Raw genomic sequence first — 16,385 nt, forward strand, 5'->3', positions numbered from 1 at the left:
TTGATCGTCGAACGGAGCTCTGCGCGCCTCAGAGGCCGTGTGTGCCGTCATAGCCGTTGAGCTTGGGCGCGCTCCAGCCCTCTGGCGGACGGGAGGGTTTGTAGATCTCAACCACAAGCGGATAGCAGGCGACTGCGTCCGAAGAGTGCTCGGACGAGCAGTCACCGCCGGGGCAGGCGGACATGCAGCCCAGAAGGTCGATCTCAGCGAAAAATTCGAGATAATCGCCGGGACGGACCGGGCTTGCCTTCATGAAATATTGGCCCGTGTCGCGCGTAAAGCCTGTGCACATGAAGACGTTCAGCACATCATGGATGTAGGTGCCGGCTTCCTGTGGCGATTTTCCTGTCTGCGCGGCGAAAGCCCGCGTCAGATTGGAATGGCAGCAGTGGTGATACTGGCCGCCGTTGCTCAGCAAATTGTGCGTGTACGGATCGCAACGGGTACCGATCACGTCATGCACCGAGCCGCCGAACTCATCGAAGCCGTACCAATCGAGGGTGTCGTGCGTGATCGTCGCGATCGGACGCAGATAGGGCATGTTCGAGAAGAGCTGATCCCCCAGGCCCACATGCGTTCCGTTGAGCGCACGGGTCTTGCCCGTAAAGAGCCGCTCCTCGAGATTGTTGGCGTTGAACAGGTTGAGATCGCCGACCTGCGCGCCGTCGGCGCAGAGAATGCGGCAGAAATGTCCGGCGGGAACCTGCCAGCAGGCCGCGTCGCGGGCGGGAACGATCACCCGCTCGACGAACTCCAGATCGTTGCGCAACGCGCGATAGGCTGTCAGATCAGGCCGGGGCAGGGTGTCGACGGGATAGCAGATGACAGGCTTGATTGCCTTGCGGCTCAACGCATCTTCCGGCGCGCGCGTAATCGGTTGGGGTTTCATCCCTATTCTTCTCCTCATGTGCTGGGCGGGGTGCCGCGTTCGTCGGCGGGCGCCGCCAATTTCTTGCCGGGGCGGGGAAGGGTCTGCGCGCGGGCGGCTTCCAGCACCACGCGTTCAGATTCCTGCAGGTAGAGTTCGAGCGCCCTGCTGGCGGCCGTGCGGTCGCCATCGCAGAGCAACCCGCAGATCTCGACATCGCGAGCGACCCATGGCTCCTGGAACCGGCGAGCGTCGGGGGCCATCGAGAAGGCCAGGCGGGCCTGTGCGGCGACGGTGGCGAAGACATCGTTCAGTCTGGGGCTGCCGATGAAATTGACGATCTGCCGGTGAAACTCGAGGGAGGCGGTGCCGCATTGCTGCCAGTCCTTGTCGAGTGCGGCCCGCTGCACGGCTTCAACGCGTTCGACCAGTTCGGACATGGCGTCCTGCGACGCATAGGCGCTGCAAGTGACGCCGCGCAGTTCGAGCGTCATGCGGATTGCATAAATTTCGCTGATCTCCGTGGCATTGAGCGCCCGCACCGTCGCACCGTAATGCACCCTATGCTCGATCAACCCTTCCGCAACCAGGTCCCGCAGCGCCTCGCGCAAAGTGTTGCGCGATACGCTCAGCGCCTCCGCCCAGACAACCTCACGCAGCGGAGTCCCCGGCGCCAGTTCGCCGCGCAGGATCTTGTCGCGCAGCAAGCCGGCCACCGTCTGGGTCAAGACAAGTGGACGATCCGAGGAATTCTGGTTGGTCAATATGGTCTCCTTGGTGTGCGATTTTTGTTGAACAACTAGCGCATGTCAAGAGAGGGCCCGCCAACATGAGGGGCAATAAGAAAGAATGTTGCCGAGAGCATGCGTAATCATGGCGCCTCGCTCCGGTGCATGGATCGAGATCGTCCGTGGACGTCAGTCAGAGTGGGTTTCTTGGCATGTTTTGCTGATAGTGTTCAACAAAGACAGATTTTCAAGAAAATACAATGTTTTATGGGCGTCCTGGCCAACTGTGCCAAGGCGGCGTAATCGCGCGATCTGCCTGAAATACGCCCTCTGATGAAACTTTATGCACGGGAGGGGATTGCAATATCATAATTGTTCAACAAAAATGAGCCATCAACTGAGAGGAACAGTCCATGAAGAAACTCGTAGCCGGCATCATCCTGTTGCTGGCGCCGCTGACGGCGGCCCAGGCGGAAACGCTCAAAATCGGCGTCGATCTCACCTATCCGCCCTACAACTATTTCGATGACGCCAACCAGCCTGCTGGCTTCGATGTCGAACTGGTCAAGCTGATCGGTCAAAAGACCGGAAGCGAGGTTTCCTTCAACGACACACGCTTTGAAAACCTGATCCTCGGCGTATCCAGCGATCAGTTCAACGTCATCGCGTCGACGCTTTACGTGACCCCGGCTCGTGCCAAGCAGATCGACTATATTCCCTACATGAAGACGGGGGTCTCCATCGCGGTCTCCGCAAGCAGCGGTGAAAACTTCACCCGGCCCGAAGAGCTGTGCGGCAAGCGCGTCGGCTCCATCAAGGGAGCGGCGTGGATTCCGGAACTCGAAAAGCTGAACACGTCGGTGTGCTCCGCCAATCCGATTGATTCACGCGAGTTCCCGACGTCCCCTGAAACGACCCAGGCCCTGATGTCCGGTGGCGTAGACGCGCAGTTGGAGAACTCCGCTGTGCTCGCTGACGCTGCCAAGAAGCTTAACGGCCGCCTGAAGGTCACCTCCAGCGAGCAGCTTTACCCCGTCATCGTCGGTTTCGGCGTGAAGAAGGGCAATACGGAGGTTGCAACCTTCCTGCGCGATACGCTCGCCAAGCTTGATGGCGATGCCGACTACGAGGCCCTGTTCAGCAAGTACGGTGTTGCCAAATCGACGGATGCCGAGTTCAAGGCGGCAATCGGGGAATAGGCGCTTCAGGCAGGCGCCCGTGAGACGCCTGCCTGGCCAATCAGCACAGGCATTCGCGGCGCTTCGGTGTCGTTACTCTTCGGGATATCCGGCCCATGAACTTCGACTGGAATTACCTCTTCAGCCTCGCGCTCTATCCTGACTTCTGGCGCGCGACGGCTCTCGTCGCCTGGCTCGGGGTGCTGACCTGGGTTATCGGGACAGTGCTCGGTTTCCTGCTGGCGCTCGCCCGACAATCCAGCCTTCGACCCGTGCGCTGGTTTGCGAAAACCTATATCTGGCTTTTCCGCAGCCTGCCTTTGCTGGTGTTGCTGATTTTCGTTTATAACCTGCCGCAGTTCATGCCGGCGCTCGGGCCTGTGCTTTCCGTGCCTTTCTGGGCGGGATTGATCGCGCTTGTCGTATCCGAAACCGCCTATCTGGCGGAAATCCATCGTGCTGGCCTTATCGCGGTCGATCCGGGGCAGCACGAGGCGGCGCATGCGCTGGGTGTTCGTCCTGTCGGCAAGTACCGGCATATCATCCTGCCGCAGGCGGTGCGTGTTGCGCTGCCCTCGCTCGGTAACGAGTTCATCACCATCGTCAAACTGACCTCTCTCGTCTCGGTGATCTCGCTTGCGGAAATCCTGCTGGTCGGCCAGCGGCTCTATACCCGCAACTTCATGGTCCTGGAAACGCTCGTCGCGGTTTCGTTCTATTATGTGCTGGTGGTCTCGGTCTTCACCTTCTTCCTTTCGCGGCTTGAAGGGCGCCTCGACATCTCACGCATGACAGGCGCCGAAATAGCCATTCCCGCGGCGAATGCGCCGATCGGTGCGACAAGCAATCAGCGCCGCATTGGCGAAGAAATCGTGGTGGAACTCGCTCATGTTGACAAGAGTTTCGGCGACAAGCGAGCGCTCGCAGACGTCTCGCTCAAAGTCCGCAAGGGCGAGGTTCTCAGCATTATCGGGCCGTCCGGTTCCGGGAAGACCACGCTTATTCGCACGATCAATGCGCTTCAGGATATCGACAAGGGCCGCATCACGCTGGATGGAAATGACTGGATCACCGCTGACGCCAAGGGCTATCGCATGGTGCCCGATTTCCATGACCGCGTTACCTGTCTTGGCATGGTGTTTCAATCATTCAATCTGTTTCCGCATATGACGGCGCTGCAGAACGTGACTTTCGGGCCTCGTTATCACGGCAATCGCGACAGGCAAGCCGTGCGCGCGGTTGCGATGAGCCATCTTGCGCGGGTAGGGTTGGCGGCGCACGCCAACAAGTACCCACATCAGCTTTCGGGCGGACAGAAGCAACGTGTCGCGATCGCACGTGCACTCGCCATGGATCCGGAGATCATGCTGTTCGACGAGCCGACCTCGGCGCTCGATCCAGAGCTGGTCGGCGAAGTGCTTCAGGTCATTGAGGGCCTTGCCAGCGAGGGTATGACGATGGTCATCGTGACCCATGAAATGCGCTTCGTCAGCCGCATCAGCAACCGGGTCGTGATGATGGAAAACGGTTACGTCGTCGTCGACATGACGGCGGAAGAGCTGGAAAAATCACCGGCTGACAGCCGGATCCAAAAGTTCATGCGGCAAAGCTGAACGGCGCGATTGTTCTTATGAAAAGACCGGCGGACCGCAAGATCCGCCGGTCTTTTCGCACCCAGCTCTTCATTTCAGCAAGCGACGGCAATGCTCCTCGTCCCGGAGCGATCGTCATGGGACGCGCTTGAAACCGTTCGAGGCTGCGCCGCCTCAAGCGGCCTCTGGATATCGCGATGCGTACCACGTGCGGAAGAGATCGTACTGCTTTTCGAGATGGCGGCGCTGGGAGGCGCTGAGCTTGTCTGTCTCGTTGAAATGCAGCGCGTATCTGTCGTCGCCGTTGAGCACCATCAGATATTTGTAATGCAGGACGAGATCCGGGCCTTCGTCATAGGTCGAAAGCACCATCAGGGCTTCTTCGAGTTCGCGCGCTTGGCGGCGCGCTTCGGTATCGCCCTTGGCTGCCAGCTCGCAGAGTGCAACGAGGTGGAGCACTTCCTTGGGAAGCGCATTGCCGATGCCGGTGATGGCGCCGCCGGCCCCGCAGTTGACGAAGCCGTGATAGACACCGGTGTCGACGCCGACCATCAGTGTCAGGTCGTCGTCACCAGCGGTGATGTTCTCCGCAGCATAGGTCATGTCCTGCTTGCCGCCGAATTCCTTGAAGCCAACGAGGTTGGAAAAGCGCGACCTAAGATCGAAGAACAGGTCTGCGCGCGTCGCAAAGCCGTAGTACGGGCTGTTGTAGATGACGGCGGGCAGGTCCTTGCCAGCTGCGAGAACGGCCGAGAAATGGTCCCGCTGGGCAGCGACGGAGGAACCGCGCGACAGCACGCGCGGAATGACCATCAGGCCCTTGGCGCCCACCTGGGCGGCATGGGCCGCATGGTCGGCAGCTGAGTGGGTATTGACTGCGCCGGTTCCGACAACAACGGGAACGCCTGCCTGCGCAAGGCGCTTGACGCCTTCCTGCCGCTGCTGATCGGTGAGCAGCGGCCAGTCGCCCATGGAGCCGCAATACACAACGCCGGACATGCCGAGGGATACGAGTTCCTTTCCCTTCTCGACAAGCGCATCGAAGTCGGGGCTGCGATCCGGATTGCACGGCGTCATCAGAGCCGGAATACATCCTTTGAAAACTGAATATGCCATTCAACTGCTCCTCGTCATCACCACACATATCGGGCCTGCCTCATCAGCGTCTTTGCCGATGTCGGCCCATTTGCGACTGGACTAGCAGTTCACCGAGTTGTTGTCGACAATAAAAATACAAAGCACTTCGGCTCCGCGTTTCCCCCGCGATCCATCCAGCATCCGTACCGGGCACGTCACGCACCCATGAAGCGCCTCACAGGTTCAGGCGTGCGGCCTGGCGCGTATCGGCTGTGATGTAGGAGCGGATCTGGGTGACGATCTGGTCGGCATGGGCAACCGCCAATGCATCGGCGCCATCAATGTCGCGATCGATGATCGCCTGGATCAGATCCTCGTGCTCGCGCACATATTGCCGGGGCAGAACATCGTTGAAGGAGGAATAGTAGAGCCGGAGAATCCTGCGGCCTTCATCCAGCAGCCGCGTGAAAAGCTCGGTATAATAGCGGTTCCGGCCTGCCTGGGCGATGGCGATATGGAAATCGCGGTTGGTCGAGATCATGCCCAGAACATCGCGCTGCTCAACGGCGGTCTCGAAGCTTTTCTGCAGCGCCCTTATGCCGTCGATGTCGCCGGCAGCATGATTGGCAGCCGCAAGGCGCGTGGTCACCCGGTACATCAGCGTCAGGGCATCGAAGAATGCCGGCAGACCGAGGAAGTCGATATTGGAAACGATCGTCGTCCTGTTGGTCAGCGTGGTGATCAGGCCCTCGGCTGCCAGCCTGACAAGCGCCTCGCGGATCGGTGTCCGGGAGAGCGAGAACCGGTCGGACAGTTGCTGCTCGTCCACCGGACTGCCGGGCGCAAGTTTCAATTCGATGATTTCGTTGCGCAGCGTCTCGTAAACCGTCGATACGCCATAGCCGCGCTTGTGCGCCGGCTGCCTTTCCTTGTCGTCTGGTTCCGCCAAGCGTGTTCTCCCCTGCAACGCCCCGGATCCGGGCATTTCCAGCTCTCCTCGTAACGGATTCCGGTCATGGCCTCAAACAGCATATTTTATGTCGACAAATGAAATTTGAACGCTGCGCTTTTTGGGCGGCGTGAACCCCAGCCGAAGTCTGCAATGCAAACGGCGCCGGCGGTTGCAAAAGGCGAGCCGTCGCTCAAACACGTGGGCTCGCCGTCCAAAAGGGGAGGGCTTGGCCAAAAAGCGAGGGCTTGGTCGGCCCGGCAGTTCACGAACTGACATACTTGGTCACTTATTATGAGTTCCCATTACCCGCCAATGTAGTGCAGTAAGCTTCAACAATATCCGAAGGGTTGACCGCGACCCTTTCTGAAAGAGTTTGCACCATGAAAAATCCGACCGCCCTGCAACACATGTCCCAGAACACCGTCTTTCGAAAAGGCGATATTTTCGTTCTATTCGGCGAGCTGTTCGGACGCGGTTATGCGACCGGGCTGCTCGAAGAGGCGAGACGTGCCGGCATGCAGATTGTGGGCATCACGGTCGGGCGGCGCGATGAGAACAATGCCCTGAGACCGCTAACAGAGGAAGAACTGGAAGCTGCCGAACAGCAGCTCGGCGGGAAAATCATCAATGTGCCGCTCATGGCCGGATTCGATCTTGATGCTCCTGCGGGCGAGCCTACTCCCACCGATCTTCTGGCAGGCATGACGCTGGAAAGCTGGCAGACCGACAAGCTTGATTGGCCGTACATCGCTCAATGTCGAAATGTCGGCGTGGAGCGCTTCAGACATTCGCTATCCCAGGTGATGGAAATTCTCGATGGGATCATCGCGGACGGCAAGAATGTCTTCTTCGCTCACACGATGGCCGGCGGAATCCCGAAAGCCAAGGCATTCCTCGTCATCGCGAACCGGATTTACAAAGGCCGCGGCGCGCGGCACATGTCGTCCCAGACCCTGCTCGACAGCGACATGGGCAAGCTCATCCTGCAGAACTTCGATGAGGTTTCCGCAAACACTTTCCAGCATCTCATCAATCTGAGCGCGCCGATCCGGGCACGGATCGAGGCTTCAGGTGGACAGGTTCGCTATACGGCCTACGGATATCACGGAACGGGCATTCTCATCGGCGACGCGTACCGCTGGCAGACCTATACCAACTACACTCAGGGCTACGCGAAGATGCGGCTTGAGGCCATTGCCCAAGAGGCCTGGGCAGCCGGCGTCAAGGCAACGGTCTACAACTGCCCGGAAATCCGAACCAATTCGTCCGACGTCTTCGCGGGTATTGAGCTGCCACTGATACCTCTCCTGCTCGCGTTGAAAAAGGAAGGCGGCGGCCAGTGGGCCGACGAACTATGGCAGGCCTGCCAGGATCAGCTGGCAGACGGTTTTTCGGTGGATGATGTCCTGCAAAAGATCATTGATCTTCAGGCCGACGACGTCATGCAGCCTTTCTACGATTTTTCCCTGTGGCCCATGCCCAACAGTCAGGGACAGTCCGATCTGACCATCGGCACCTCGAGTGAAATCACGCAGATGCACAGGGACAGCAAGGTTCTGATCAGCGATCTTCTCAGCAGCCTGGTCGTTGAGGCTACCGGAAAGCTCATTTTTGCGGAAACCTCCGCCCCAACAGGCCCGGTTCTGTGGCTCAACCACGACATCGTCGCTCAGCGGCTCAACGCGAGCCACCGGACGGACATCCAGACCTCCACCACGGAGAAGGTGAGGATGTTCGCTTAGCGGCGAGCATTGCCCCGCCCCTCATCGAATGCGCTTGAAGCACAACTTGTGTTCTCGTCGCGCCGACAGCAGCTCGCAATGAACGGCCGGTAACGACAGCGGCGCGCCCGGCGCCGGGGGAGGGGCGCCTGCTGCCTCTTCAGTGGTTATGTCGCGGTAGTTTTTCAGCCAGCTTGCGGAACTCCGGAGCGCCTTCAATGACGGCGCCGTCGGACAGTTGCGTCACGGTACGGCGGTACAGCATCTGCCATGGCGTGGCATCGCCCGGAACGGCGGGAATACCCTCCGCCTTGCGCCGTTCGATTTCCGCCGGTTCGACCAGCATATCGCAACGGCCGTGGTTGAAATCAATCCGGATGATGTCGCCGCTACGCACATAGGCAAGGCCGCCGCCGGCTGCACTCTCCGGAGAGGCATTGAGGATCGACGGGCTGTCGGCAGTGCCCGACTGGCGGCCGTCGCCGATCGTCGGCAGGCTGAGGATGCCCTTTTTGATCAGGTGATCCGGCGGCTGCATGTTGACCACTTCGGCCGACCCCGGCCAGCCGAGCGGGCCGGCGCCGCGGATCACCAGGATGGTCCGCTCGTCGATATCCAGCGTGGGGTCGTTGATGCGCTTGTGATAATCCTCGGAGCCATCGAACACCACCGCCTTGCCGTCGAAGACGCCTTCCTTTCCCGGTTCGCTCAGATAGCGTTCTCGGAAGCCGGCGGAGACGACGCTCATCTTCATGATCGCGAAATCGAACAGATTGCCCTTCAGCACCAGAAAGCCGGCGCGCTCCTTCAATGGCGCGTCGAAAGGCAGGATTACCTCGCGGTCGGTCGCTTCACGGGCTTGAAGATTTTCTGCCATGGTCTTGCCGGTCACCGTCGGACAGCCGCCCTCCAGTTTGCCGGCCTGCAGCAGTTCCCACATGATGGCGGGAACGCCGCCGGCCCGGTGGAACCGCTCGCCGAGGTAGGCGCCGGCCGGCTGCACATTGGCCAGCAGGGGGATGTCGAAGCCGTGGATCTGCCAGTCGTCGGGATGCAATTCGACGCCGGCATGCTTGGCCATGGCGGCCAGATGCGGCTGCGCATTGGTCGAACCGCCAATCGCCGAATTCACCCGGATCGCGTTGAGGAACGCCGCGCGCGTCAGGATATTCGAGGGCTTGATATTCTGCAGGACCAGTTCGACCGCCCTGCGCCCGGTGCGATAGGCCATCTGGCCGCGTTCGCGATAGGCTGCCGGAATGGCGGCGCAGCCTGTCAGCGACATGCCGAGCGCTTCGGCCATGGCATTCATGGTCGAGGCGGTGCCCATTGTGTTGCAATGGCCGATCGACGGCGCGGAATCGAGCGCCGACTGCAGGAATTCCTCGCGCGTCATTTCGCCCGCCGCATATTTGCGGCGCGACCGCCAGATCACGGTGCCGGATCCGACCAGGTCGCCATCGTGCCAGCCGTCGAGCATCGGGCCGCCGGAAAAGACGATCGCCGGAATATCGACGGTAGAGGCTGCCATCAGCGCCGAGGGCGTGGTCTTGTCGCAACCGGTGGTCAGCACCACGCCGTCGAGAGGATACCCGTAGAGGATTTCGACCAGGCCGAGATAGGCAAGGTTTCGGTCGAGCGCCGCGGTCGGCCGCTTGCAGTTCTCAAACAGCGGATGCGTCGGAAACTCGATCGGGATGCCGCCGGCATCGCGAATGCCATCGCGGATGCGCTTGGCAAGTTCGATATGGTGGCGGTTGCAGGGATTGATATCGCTGCCGCTCTGGGCAATGCCGATGATCGGCTTGCCGGCGCGCAGTTCTTCCGGCGTCGTTCCGTAATTCATGAAGCGCTCGAGATAGAGCGCCGTCATATCGAGATGATCGGGATTGTCGAACCAGTCCTGTGAGCGCAGACGCCGCCCGCCCTTGTCGTCCTCAGCCATTGTCATCCCCGCTCTTAACCGTGCCAGCAAAACCACCAAGTCTGTATCATCGCCGCGTGCCGTCACGAAGTCGAAAAACGTTTGGCGCACCTGGTGGGTCAACGGAGGCTTGTCGCAAATTCTGGCCCTTAGCCGTATATTGTCGACAGGACGAAGCCCTTGCTCTCGCCCGAAAAGGTCGGCATCGCTGACACCAGCACCTTTCTCTCGGCGATCAGGACGTCATTCGATGATCGGCTCCTGCGTCCCGATTGCGGGCATTGCGTTACCAAGCATCTCCTGCAAGACGCCGAGAGCGACCATTTCCGCGTGAAACGCACCCGTTCAGGGGGAGTTGCCGGCCGCGAATACTTTTGCGGCAAGCCCGTCAGAACCTCACGGCAAGGTCGAGCTTGAAGCTGTGATCCTGTGCCTTGCTGGCGACCTGGCCGGCATAGGCGAAGCCAAGCGTTGCGGATTTCGCGATCTGGAGGTCGGCACGGTATCGCCGAAGGCATGCCGCCAGCCCAGCATGCCACGGGCGGTGACACCGAGGCTGCCGATGTCGACGTCGGTGGCAGCATGCACGCCGCGCGTCCGAACAATACGGCAGATGCCGTATTTCGGGCCGGAAAGCCCGGCATTTGCGCGATCAGACATGGTGGCTGACAAGCGCCACGCCCAATCCGATGAGGATGGTGCCGCAGGTTTTCGGGACCATCCATCCGCCTCCGCCGCCCATCAAGCGTCCAACGGCGAGCGAGGCGATGCCGACCGCGGTGAGATCGGCCATCGAGAAGATGAGATTGACGATGAGGCCGAGGATGAGGAACTGCAGTCCCACGGGAATGGCGGCCGACGAATCCACGAATTGCGGCAGGAAGGTCAGGAAGAACAGCGCAGTCTTGGGATTGAGGATTTCAACGACCATGCTGTCACGAAATGTGTTCGGCGCCGGCTGGGCACCGTCCTTGCCGGTGCGGTTCCAGCCCAGGAGCATGGCAAGGCCGAGCGTGATGAGGTAGGCAGCCCCCGCAAATCGGATCATCGAAAAAACGACCGGCGCATGCTCCATCAGCGCGGCGAGCCCCACTGCTGCGGCGATGATATGCACGTAACAGCCAAGATGAACACCAAGTGCCGCCATCAAGCCTGCCTGGCGGCCATGGGCAACGGTCTGCGCGGTCATATAGAGTATTGCAGGCCCTGGCACGCAAGCGAAGGCAAGCGTTGCGATGGCAAATGGAATCCACAGTTCCAGCGACGGCATGATGGGTCCTCCCAGATGTTTCAGCCGTGGGAGGGATAGGCGCGGCTCCGGGAGGAAGACATACGGCAGATGCCGTATTTGAACGGCCGCCGCGCTTCGATAATCAGTTGATGGTTAAGAGAATATTACCCGGAACTGCGCGCCCTGAACGGTCCTGTCAGCCGGCGGGCAATCCCAGGCGAACCGCGTAGGCGGTCAGTTCGGCGGCACTATGGAGATTGAGCTTGCGCATCAGGTTTTCCCGATGCTTGCGGGCGGTCAGGGGACTGATGCCCAGCCGCTCGGCAATGTCCCGCGCGGTCATGCCTTGCGCCACCAGTGCCAGGATTTGATGCTCGCGCCGCGTCAGCGGGATGGGCGACAGCATGTCCTGCGCCGCTGGCGGCCTGCTGTTTCGGGCCGGTTCGCTGATCGCGAAGCGGACGGTCTGAGCCAGATAGGTTCCGCCGTTCTTCACCGCTTCGATGGCCGCGCCAAGTTCCTCCGGGTCGCCGTCCTTGGTCAGATAGGCGCTGGCGCCGGCCTCCAGCGCAGCCCGCACCGTTCTCGGCTCGATATTGGCCGTCAGCACCAGAATTTTCAATCGAGGCGCAAGGGCCCTTATATCGGAGATGAACTGGATTCCGGCAACTCCGGGCATGCCGAGATCGAGGATCAGCAGGTCGGCGCGCGTGCCGCGCACATGCCCCAGCAGAGCCTCGCCATCCGCTGCCTCGGCGATAACAGACACATTTTCCATCACCGAGATGAGCAGCTTCAGGCCTTCGCGGATAATGGCATGGTCGTCGGCAAGAATGGCGGTCAGTGGGCGTTTCATGCTTTCACCATTACTGTATCGACGGCGATTCTTCGATGATCCTTTTATGAGAAGCGTGCCGCCGGTTATGAGAAGCGTGCCGCCGGGAATTCAAGCTGTTATGCATCGGCGTGGGGTGAGCGACATCTATCCGAGCTTTGAGGGGCGTGATGCAGGACGATAAAATACAGGAAGCTCTCGTTGACCTCTTGTACCGCCAGTCCTATGCGGTGCTGTTCGTCAATTTCATAATTCCCCTTCCCGTCGTCTACATCTTCCGCGACGCCGTGCCTGCGGGCTGGCTGCTTGCATGGATCGGTGTGATGTACGTGGTGACGGCGGGGCGGGCCGTACTCGCGTTTCTTTTTTTCAAGCGGGCGGATGAGATGGCTTCCGCCTCGCGATGGGCTTGGCGTGCAACGGCGTTCTCATGGGTATCGGGCCTGCTTTGGGGCTCGCTCGGTTTGATGGGCTTTTTGCCCGGTGAGCCTCATCTGTTTTCGTTCACGATGATCGTGCTGACGGGCCTTGCCTGCGGATCGGTATCTTCGCTTGCGGCATTTCCGCCAGCTCTTCCAGGCTCTCTCGCGGCCATGCTGGTTCCGGTCGCCTTGCGCTGCTTCACCGCGGAAGGAGAAATATATAATATCTATCTTTTCTTCCTTGCCTGCCTTGCTGGCGTTAACCTCTACTACGGCCGTGTCACATACCGCATGCTGTCCGAAACGGTGAGGCTGCGTTCGGAAAATGTCTCACTGATCGGCCGTCTGGAACAGGAACGCGATCGGGCGCAGGCTGCGGACCACGCCAAAACGCGGTTCCTTGCTGCCGCCAGCCACGATTTGCGCCAGCCCATCCATGCGCTCAGCCTGTTCATCTCCGCGCTTGCAGTCCTCGGGCAGCGCGGAAATGTTCCAGCCAAGGATGCCCGCGATCTCGCAAGCCGCGCCAAGTCGATTGTCGCCAACCTGAGCGGCCTTCTGAATGCACTCCTCGACATGTCGCGGCTTGATGCCGGTGTCGTAACGGTTGCAAGGGAACCGGTCTCGCTTGACGAACTGTTCCGCAATTTTCACGGCGAGTTTGCCGCCGCGGCGAAGGGGCAAGGTCTCGAATGGTCTGTGGTGGAAAGCGATCATTGGGTCGATAGCGATCCCATGATGCTGAAACGCATTCTCGACAATCTTCTGTCGAATGCCTTTCGATACACCAGGGATGGGCGGGTTCTGCTTGGCTGCCGTCGGCGCGGAAGCTCGGTCGAAATTCAGGTTTGGGATACGGGGATCGGTATTCCGTCCGGTCAGCAGAAAGCCGTCTTTGAGGAATTCGTCCAATTGAAAAACCCGGCGCGGGACCGAACACAGGGTCTTGGCCTGGGTCTTGCAATCGTTCGCCGAACGGCCGAATTGCTCGGTCACCCATTGAAACTGGTCTCGGTGGAAGGGCGCGGATCGATGTTCTCCATCACCGTTCCCTTGACGAAGAGAACAGAGCCGAAGGCGGCGGCACACGAAACATCCCCTGCCGGGGTTTCGCTGGGTATCATGGTCGTAGACGACGAACTGGATATCCTGGACGCGATCCGTCAGCTTCTTGCCCTCGAAGGTCACCGGATCTATGCCGGCCGCTCGGCCGCCGAAGCGTGCCGCGTTCACAGCGCTGCGCAAGAGGCAGGGAAAGCGCGGGTCGACCTGGTGATCGCAGACTATCGCCTCGAAGACGGAACGACGGGTTTGGAGGCGATCCGCGCGCTTTGTGACTATCTGGGTCGTTCCGTCCCGGCCATCATCGTGACAGGCGACACTTCGCCCTCACGCCTGAGCGAAGTCTCCGCGAGTGGTTATCGCCTGCTCCACAAGCCCATTACCGGCGACGATCTGCGTGACGTCATCCTGAAAACTCATTTCGAAAGTGGGCCGCGGGATCTCAACGCGAGGCTCCGTTGATGGAAAGCTTCCACCGTTGCATGATCATAAAACCATGTCTGATCGGGGCCGGAACAGCATGGGGTGATTGCCGAGCGGCAGCCGGCGCATAGGCACCCTTGCTTTGCAAGCGGGGCCAGGATGAAGCAATCCCGAGACGGACGGCGTCGGGGCTGGGCGGCAGACAATACGCGTATCTTGCCTGCGTCAATTAACGCCTGCCCGAAGCAGGACGCTGATGGCCGAGTCGAAATGTTCGGCCATGGCAGTCTCCGCCATCTCCGGATTTTGGAGGCTGATCGCCTCGGCGATCCTCTGGTGGCAGCGGATGTTTTCAGTGCGGTTCTCCAAAGTGGCGCGGCTGCGCCAACCGATATGCCAGGTTTGTTGCGTAATGACGCGGAACGAACCGACGATGATCCCGTAGAGGGAGTTGCCCGAAGCCTGGGCGATCAGTTCATGGAAACGGATGTCGAGTTCCATGAGCGTTTCCGGCGCTTCGAGTGTGTGGAACATATCTTCCACTATCCGGAGAAGTTCCAGCGCCTGTGCATCCGTCCTGCGCAGAGACGCGAGGTTTACCGTACGAAGCTCAAGTGTACGGCGAACATCCAGTACCTGCTGAACGCTGAGCTGCTTCATCGTTACGGTATGATCGAGAATCATGCTGAGCGGCACTGCATCCGGTGCGGCGACACGCGCGCGGCGCCCTATGCTGACCTCAATAATTCCGAGCGCGGCAAGCGCGCGAAAGGCTTCCCGTGCCACGGTCCTCGAAACGTCGAGCTTGGCGGCCATGGCGGTTTCGCTCGGCATGAGGCTGCCCGGCCGGAGCTGGTTTTCACGCATGTACGCACGGATGCCGGCGATGGCCCGTTCGACGAGGCCTGCATCTTGCTCGTCAACCTGTACTACAGCTTTATCCATTTCAGGGCACTACTTTCACAATTTCAGTTGACACCATTATAAAAGGTTGTCAGAAGTTCCGCCAGAAAAATCGGCTGGGAGGAGCCGTCAGCAGGACTTTGATGGAGGTCACAGGGCTGCATGCCTGGGCATGCGGTCGATGGCTTTCTTTTGTCCTCGCATCTTTCCGACCGTAGTGGCGGCGCCTGGCGAAAGCCCGGCCGATCGAACGGAAGCGACGATGAAGATTACTGCAATCAAGACTTTTCGTGCCGATGAGTTCTCCAATGTTCTCTGGGTGCATGTCGAGACGGATCAGGGCATCACCGGTCTGGGAGAGACTTTTTATGGGGCAGCCGCGGTAGAAGCCCATATTCACGATACGCTGGCGAGCCGGCTCGTGGGCCGCAACCCGCTTCACATCGAGGCCCTTCACAGGGAAATGCTGAACCTCCCGATGGGGCATGCCTCGACGGGGGCCGAACATCGGGCGGCTTCCGCAATCGATATCGCGCTGTGGGATCTGTTCGGCAAGGTGTGCGGACAACCGGTCCACCAGATGCTGGGCGGCCTCTGCGTGGAGAAGATGCGCGTCTACAATACGTGCGCCGGAAGCCGCTATGTCCGGACGAAGAAGATCAAGCCCGTGGACACCTGGAACCTCGGCGGGGAAGCGGGGCCTTACGAGGATCTCGACGGCTTCATGAACCGGGCGGGCGAACTTGCGGAGGATCTCCTGTCGAACGGTATCCGGGCGATGAAGATCTGGCCGTTCGATCCGCCGGCGATGGAAAACCGCGGCCTGTTCATCACGGCGGATCAGATGAGGACGGCGATCCGGCCGTTCGAGTTGATCCGCAAGGCCGTCGGCGACCAGATGGATATCATGGTCGAGTTCCATTCGCTCTGGAACCTGCCGGTCGCCAAGCAGATTGCGCGGGCGCTCGAACCCTTCAAGCCGACCTGGTACGAAGATCCGATCCGGATGAACTCGCCGCAGGCGCTCGCCGAATACGCGCATTCCACCGACGTGTGGACCTGCGCTTCCGAAACGCTCGGTACCCGTTTTGCCTACAAGGATTATCTCGACCGGGACGCCGCCCATGTCGTCATGGCCGACCTCTGCTGGACGGGCGGACTGACCGAAGGCCGCAAGATCGCGGCCATGGCGGAGACCTATCACCGGCCCTTCGCGCCGCATGACTGCATCGGCCCGGTCGGCTTCGCTGCCGCCATCCACATGAGCTTCTCGCAACCCAACACGCTCATTCAGGAAAGCGTGCGCGCCTTCTACAAGGGCTGGTATCGCGAGCTTGTAACGGAGGTGCCGCGCATCGAAGGCGGCTTCGTCTATCCGATGGAAGGCCCCGGTCTCGGTACGGAGCTGCAGCCTTCCTTCTTCGAACGCGCGGATCTCACGGTCCGTGTGACCGAACTCTGAGGAGGGA

13 protein-coding genes are annotated in these 16,385 nt (G+C 60.3%); 5 read left to right on the top strand and 8 right to left on the bottom strand.

Going from position 1 to position 16,385, the window contains the following annotated elements:
* Positions 1–28 precede the first annotated feature (28 nt).
* Positions 29–889: an urea carboxylase-associated family protein gene (locus ADU59_RS15450; RefSeq protein WP_068955030.1), complete on the bottom strand. Its 861-nt coding sequence runs from the start codon at positions 887–889 to the stop codon at positions 29–31.
* A 14-nt stretch (positions 890–903) separates the two neighbouring features.
* Positions 904–1,632 (bottom strand): GntR family transcriptional regulator, encoded by a 729-nt coding sequence (locus ADU59_RS15455; RefSeq protein ID WP_202970077.1) that lies wholly within the window; start codon positions 1,630–1,632, stop codon positions 904–906.
* Positions 1,633–2,009: 377 nt separating this feature from the next.
* Here ADU59_RS15455 and ADU59_RS15460 point away from each other — a divergent pair, with 377 nt between their 5' ends.
* Positions 2,010–2,795 (top strand): ABC transporter substrate-binding protein, encoded by a 786-nt coding sequence (locus ADU59_RS15460; protein ID WP_068955031.1) that lies wholly within the window; start codon positions 2,010–2,012, stop codon positions 2,793–2,795.
* Positions 2,796–2,890: 95 nt separating this feature from the next.
* On the top strand, positions 2,891–4,387 hold the full coding sequence (locus tag ADU59_RS15465; protein ID WP_068955032.1) for an amino acid ABC transporter permease/ATP-binding protein: 1,497 nt from the start codon (positions 2,891–2,893) through the stop codon (positions 4,385–4,387).
* Between the two features lie 153 nt (positions 4,388–4,540).
* On the opposite strand, the gene ADU59_RS15470 is transcribed toward ADU59_RS15465, so the two are convergent.
* Both ADU59_RS15470 and ADU59_RS15475 read right to left on the bottom strand, forming a co-directional pair.
* Positions 4,541–5,482 carry a dihydrodipicolinate synthase family protein gene (locus ADU59_RS15470; RefSeq protein WP_068955033.1) on the bottom strand — a complete coding sequence of 314 codons (942 nt, stop codon included), beginning with the start codon at positions 5,480–5,482 and terminating at the stop codon, positions 4,541–4,543.
* A 196-nt stretch (positions 5,483–5,678) separates the two neighbouring features.
* A complete protein-coding gene (locus ADU59_RS15475; RefSeq protein ID WP_083198286.1) occupies positions 5,679–6,428 on the bottom strand; it encodes a GntR family transcriptional regulator in 750 nt (249 codons plus the stop codon).
* Between the two features lie 347 nt (positions 6,429–6,775).
* Here ADU59_RS15475 and ADU59_RS15480 point away from each other — a divergent pair, with 347 nt between their 5' ends.
* Positions 6,776–8,137 (top strand): enoyl ACP reductase FabMG family protein, encoded by a 1,362-nt coding sequence (locus ADU59_RS15480; RefSeq protein ID WP_068955035.1) that lies wholly within the window; start codon positions 6,776–6,778, stop codon positions 8,135–8,137.
* Positions 8,138–8,276: 139 nt separating this feature from the next.
* On the opposite strand, the gene ADU59_RS15485 is transcribed toward ADU59_RS15480, so the two are convergent.
* From ADU59_RS15485 to ADU59_RS15495, 3 genes are all read right to left on the bottom strand, one after another.
* Positions 8,277–10,061, bottom strand: a complete 1,785-nt coding sequence (locus ADU59_RS15485) for an IlvD/Edd family dehydratase (RefSeq protein ID WP_068955036.1) — start codon at positions 10,059–10,061, stop codon at positions 8,277–8,279.
* A gap of 631 nt (positions 10,062–10,692) precedes the next feature.
* A complete protein-coding gene (locus ADU59_RS15490; protein WP_068955037.1) occupies positions 10,693–11,310 on the bottom strand; it encodes a LysE family translocator in 618 nt (205 codons plus the stop codon).
* Positions 11,311–11,467: 157 nt separating this feature from the next.
* On the bottom strand, positions 11,468–12,127 hold the full coding sequence (locus ADU59_RS15495; protein WP_068955038.1) for a response regulator: 660 nt from the start codon (positions 12,125–12,127) through the stop codon (positions 11,468–11,470).
* Between the two features lie 149 nt (positions 12,128–12,276).
* On the opposite strand from ADU59_RS15495, the gene ADU59_RS15500 reads away from it, so the two are divergent.
* Positions 12,277–14,052, top strand: a complete 1,776-nt coding sequence (locus ADU59_RS15500) for a hybrid sensor histidine kinase/response regulator (protein ID WP_068955039.1) — start codon at positions 12,277–12,279, stop codon at positions 14,050–14,052.
* Between the two features lie 186 nt (positions 14,053–14,238).
* On the opposite strand, the gene ADU59_RS15505 is transcribed toward ADU59_RS15500, so the two are convergent.
* Positions 14,239–14,958: a FadR/GntR family transcriptional regulator gene (locus ADU59_RS15505; RefSeq protein WP_068955040.1), complete on the bottom strand. Its 720-nt coding sequence runs from the start codon at positions 14,956–14,958 to the stop codon at positions 14,239–14,241.
* A gap of 220 nt (positions 14,959–15,178) precedes the next feature.
* Between ADU59_RS15505 and ADU59_RS15510 the strand changes: the two genes are divergently transcribed.
* Positions 15,179–16,378 (top strand): mandelate racemase/muconate lactonizing enzyme family protein, encoded by a 1,200-nt coding sequence (locus ADU59_RS15510; RefSeq protein WP_068955041.1) that lies wholly within the window; start codon positions 15,179–15,181, stop codon positions 16,376–16,378.
* The last annotated feature ends 7 nt before the right edge of the window (positions 16,379–16,385 follow it).

Source organism: Pararhizobium polonicum, assembly GCF_001687365.1.
GTDB lineage: Bacteria > Pseudomonadota > Alphaproteobacteria > Rhizobiales > Rhizobiaceae > Pararhizobium > Pararhizobium polonicum.

Coding starts and splice junctions, on each gene's coding strand:
- ADU59_RS15450 (WP_068955030.1), bottom strand. CDS start 889: ATGAAACCCCAACCGATTACGCGCGCGCCGGAAGATGCGTTGAGCCGC.
- ADU59_RS15460 (WP_068955031.1), top strand. CDS start 2,010: ATGAAGAAACTCGTAGCCGGCATCATCCTGTTGCTGGCGCCGCTGACG.
- ADU59_RS15465 (WP_068955032.1), top strand. CDS start 2,891: ATGAACTTCGACTGGAATTACCTCTTCAGCCTCGCGCTCTATCCTGAC.
- ADU59_RS15470 (WP_068955033.1), bottom strand. CDS start 5,482: ATGGCATATTCAGTTTTCAAAGGATGTATTCCGGCTCTGATGACGCCG.
- ADU59_RS15475 (WP_083198286.1), bottom strand. CDS start 6,428: ATGCCCGGATCCGGGGCGTTGCAGGGGAGAACACGCTTGGCGGAACCA.
- ADU59_RS15480 (WP_068955035.1), top strand. CDS start 6,776: ATGAAAAATCCGACCGCCCTGCAACACATGTCCCAGAACACCGTCTTT.
- ADU59_RS15485 (WP_068955036.1), bottom strand. CDS start 10,061: ATGGCTGAGGACGACAAGGGCGGGCGGCGTCTGCGCTCACAGGACTGG.
- ADU59_RS15490 (WP_068955037.1), bottom strand. CDS start 11,310: ATGCCGTCGCTGGAACTGTGGATTCCATTTGCCATCGCAACGCTTGCC.
- ADU59_RS15495 (WP_068955038.1), bottom strand. CDS start 12,127: ATGAAACGCCCACTGACCGCCATTCTTGCCGACGACCATGCCATTATC.
- ADU59_RS15500 (WP_068955039.1), top strand. CDS start 12,277: ATGCAGGACGATAAAATACAGGAAGCTCTCGTTGACCTCTTGTACCGC.
- ADU59_RS15505 (WP_068955040.1), bottom strand. CDS start 14,958: ATGGATAAAGCTGTAGTACAGGTTGACGAGCAAGATGCAGGCCTCGTC.
- ADU59_RS15510 (WP_068955041.1), top strand. CDS start 15,179: ATGAAGATTACTGCAATCAAGACTTTTCGTGCCGATGAGTTCTCCAAT.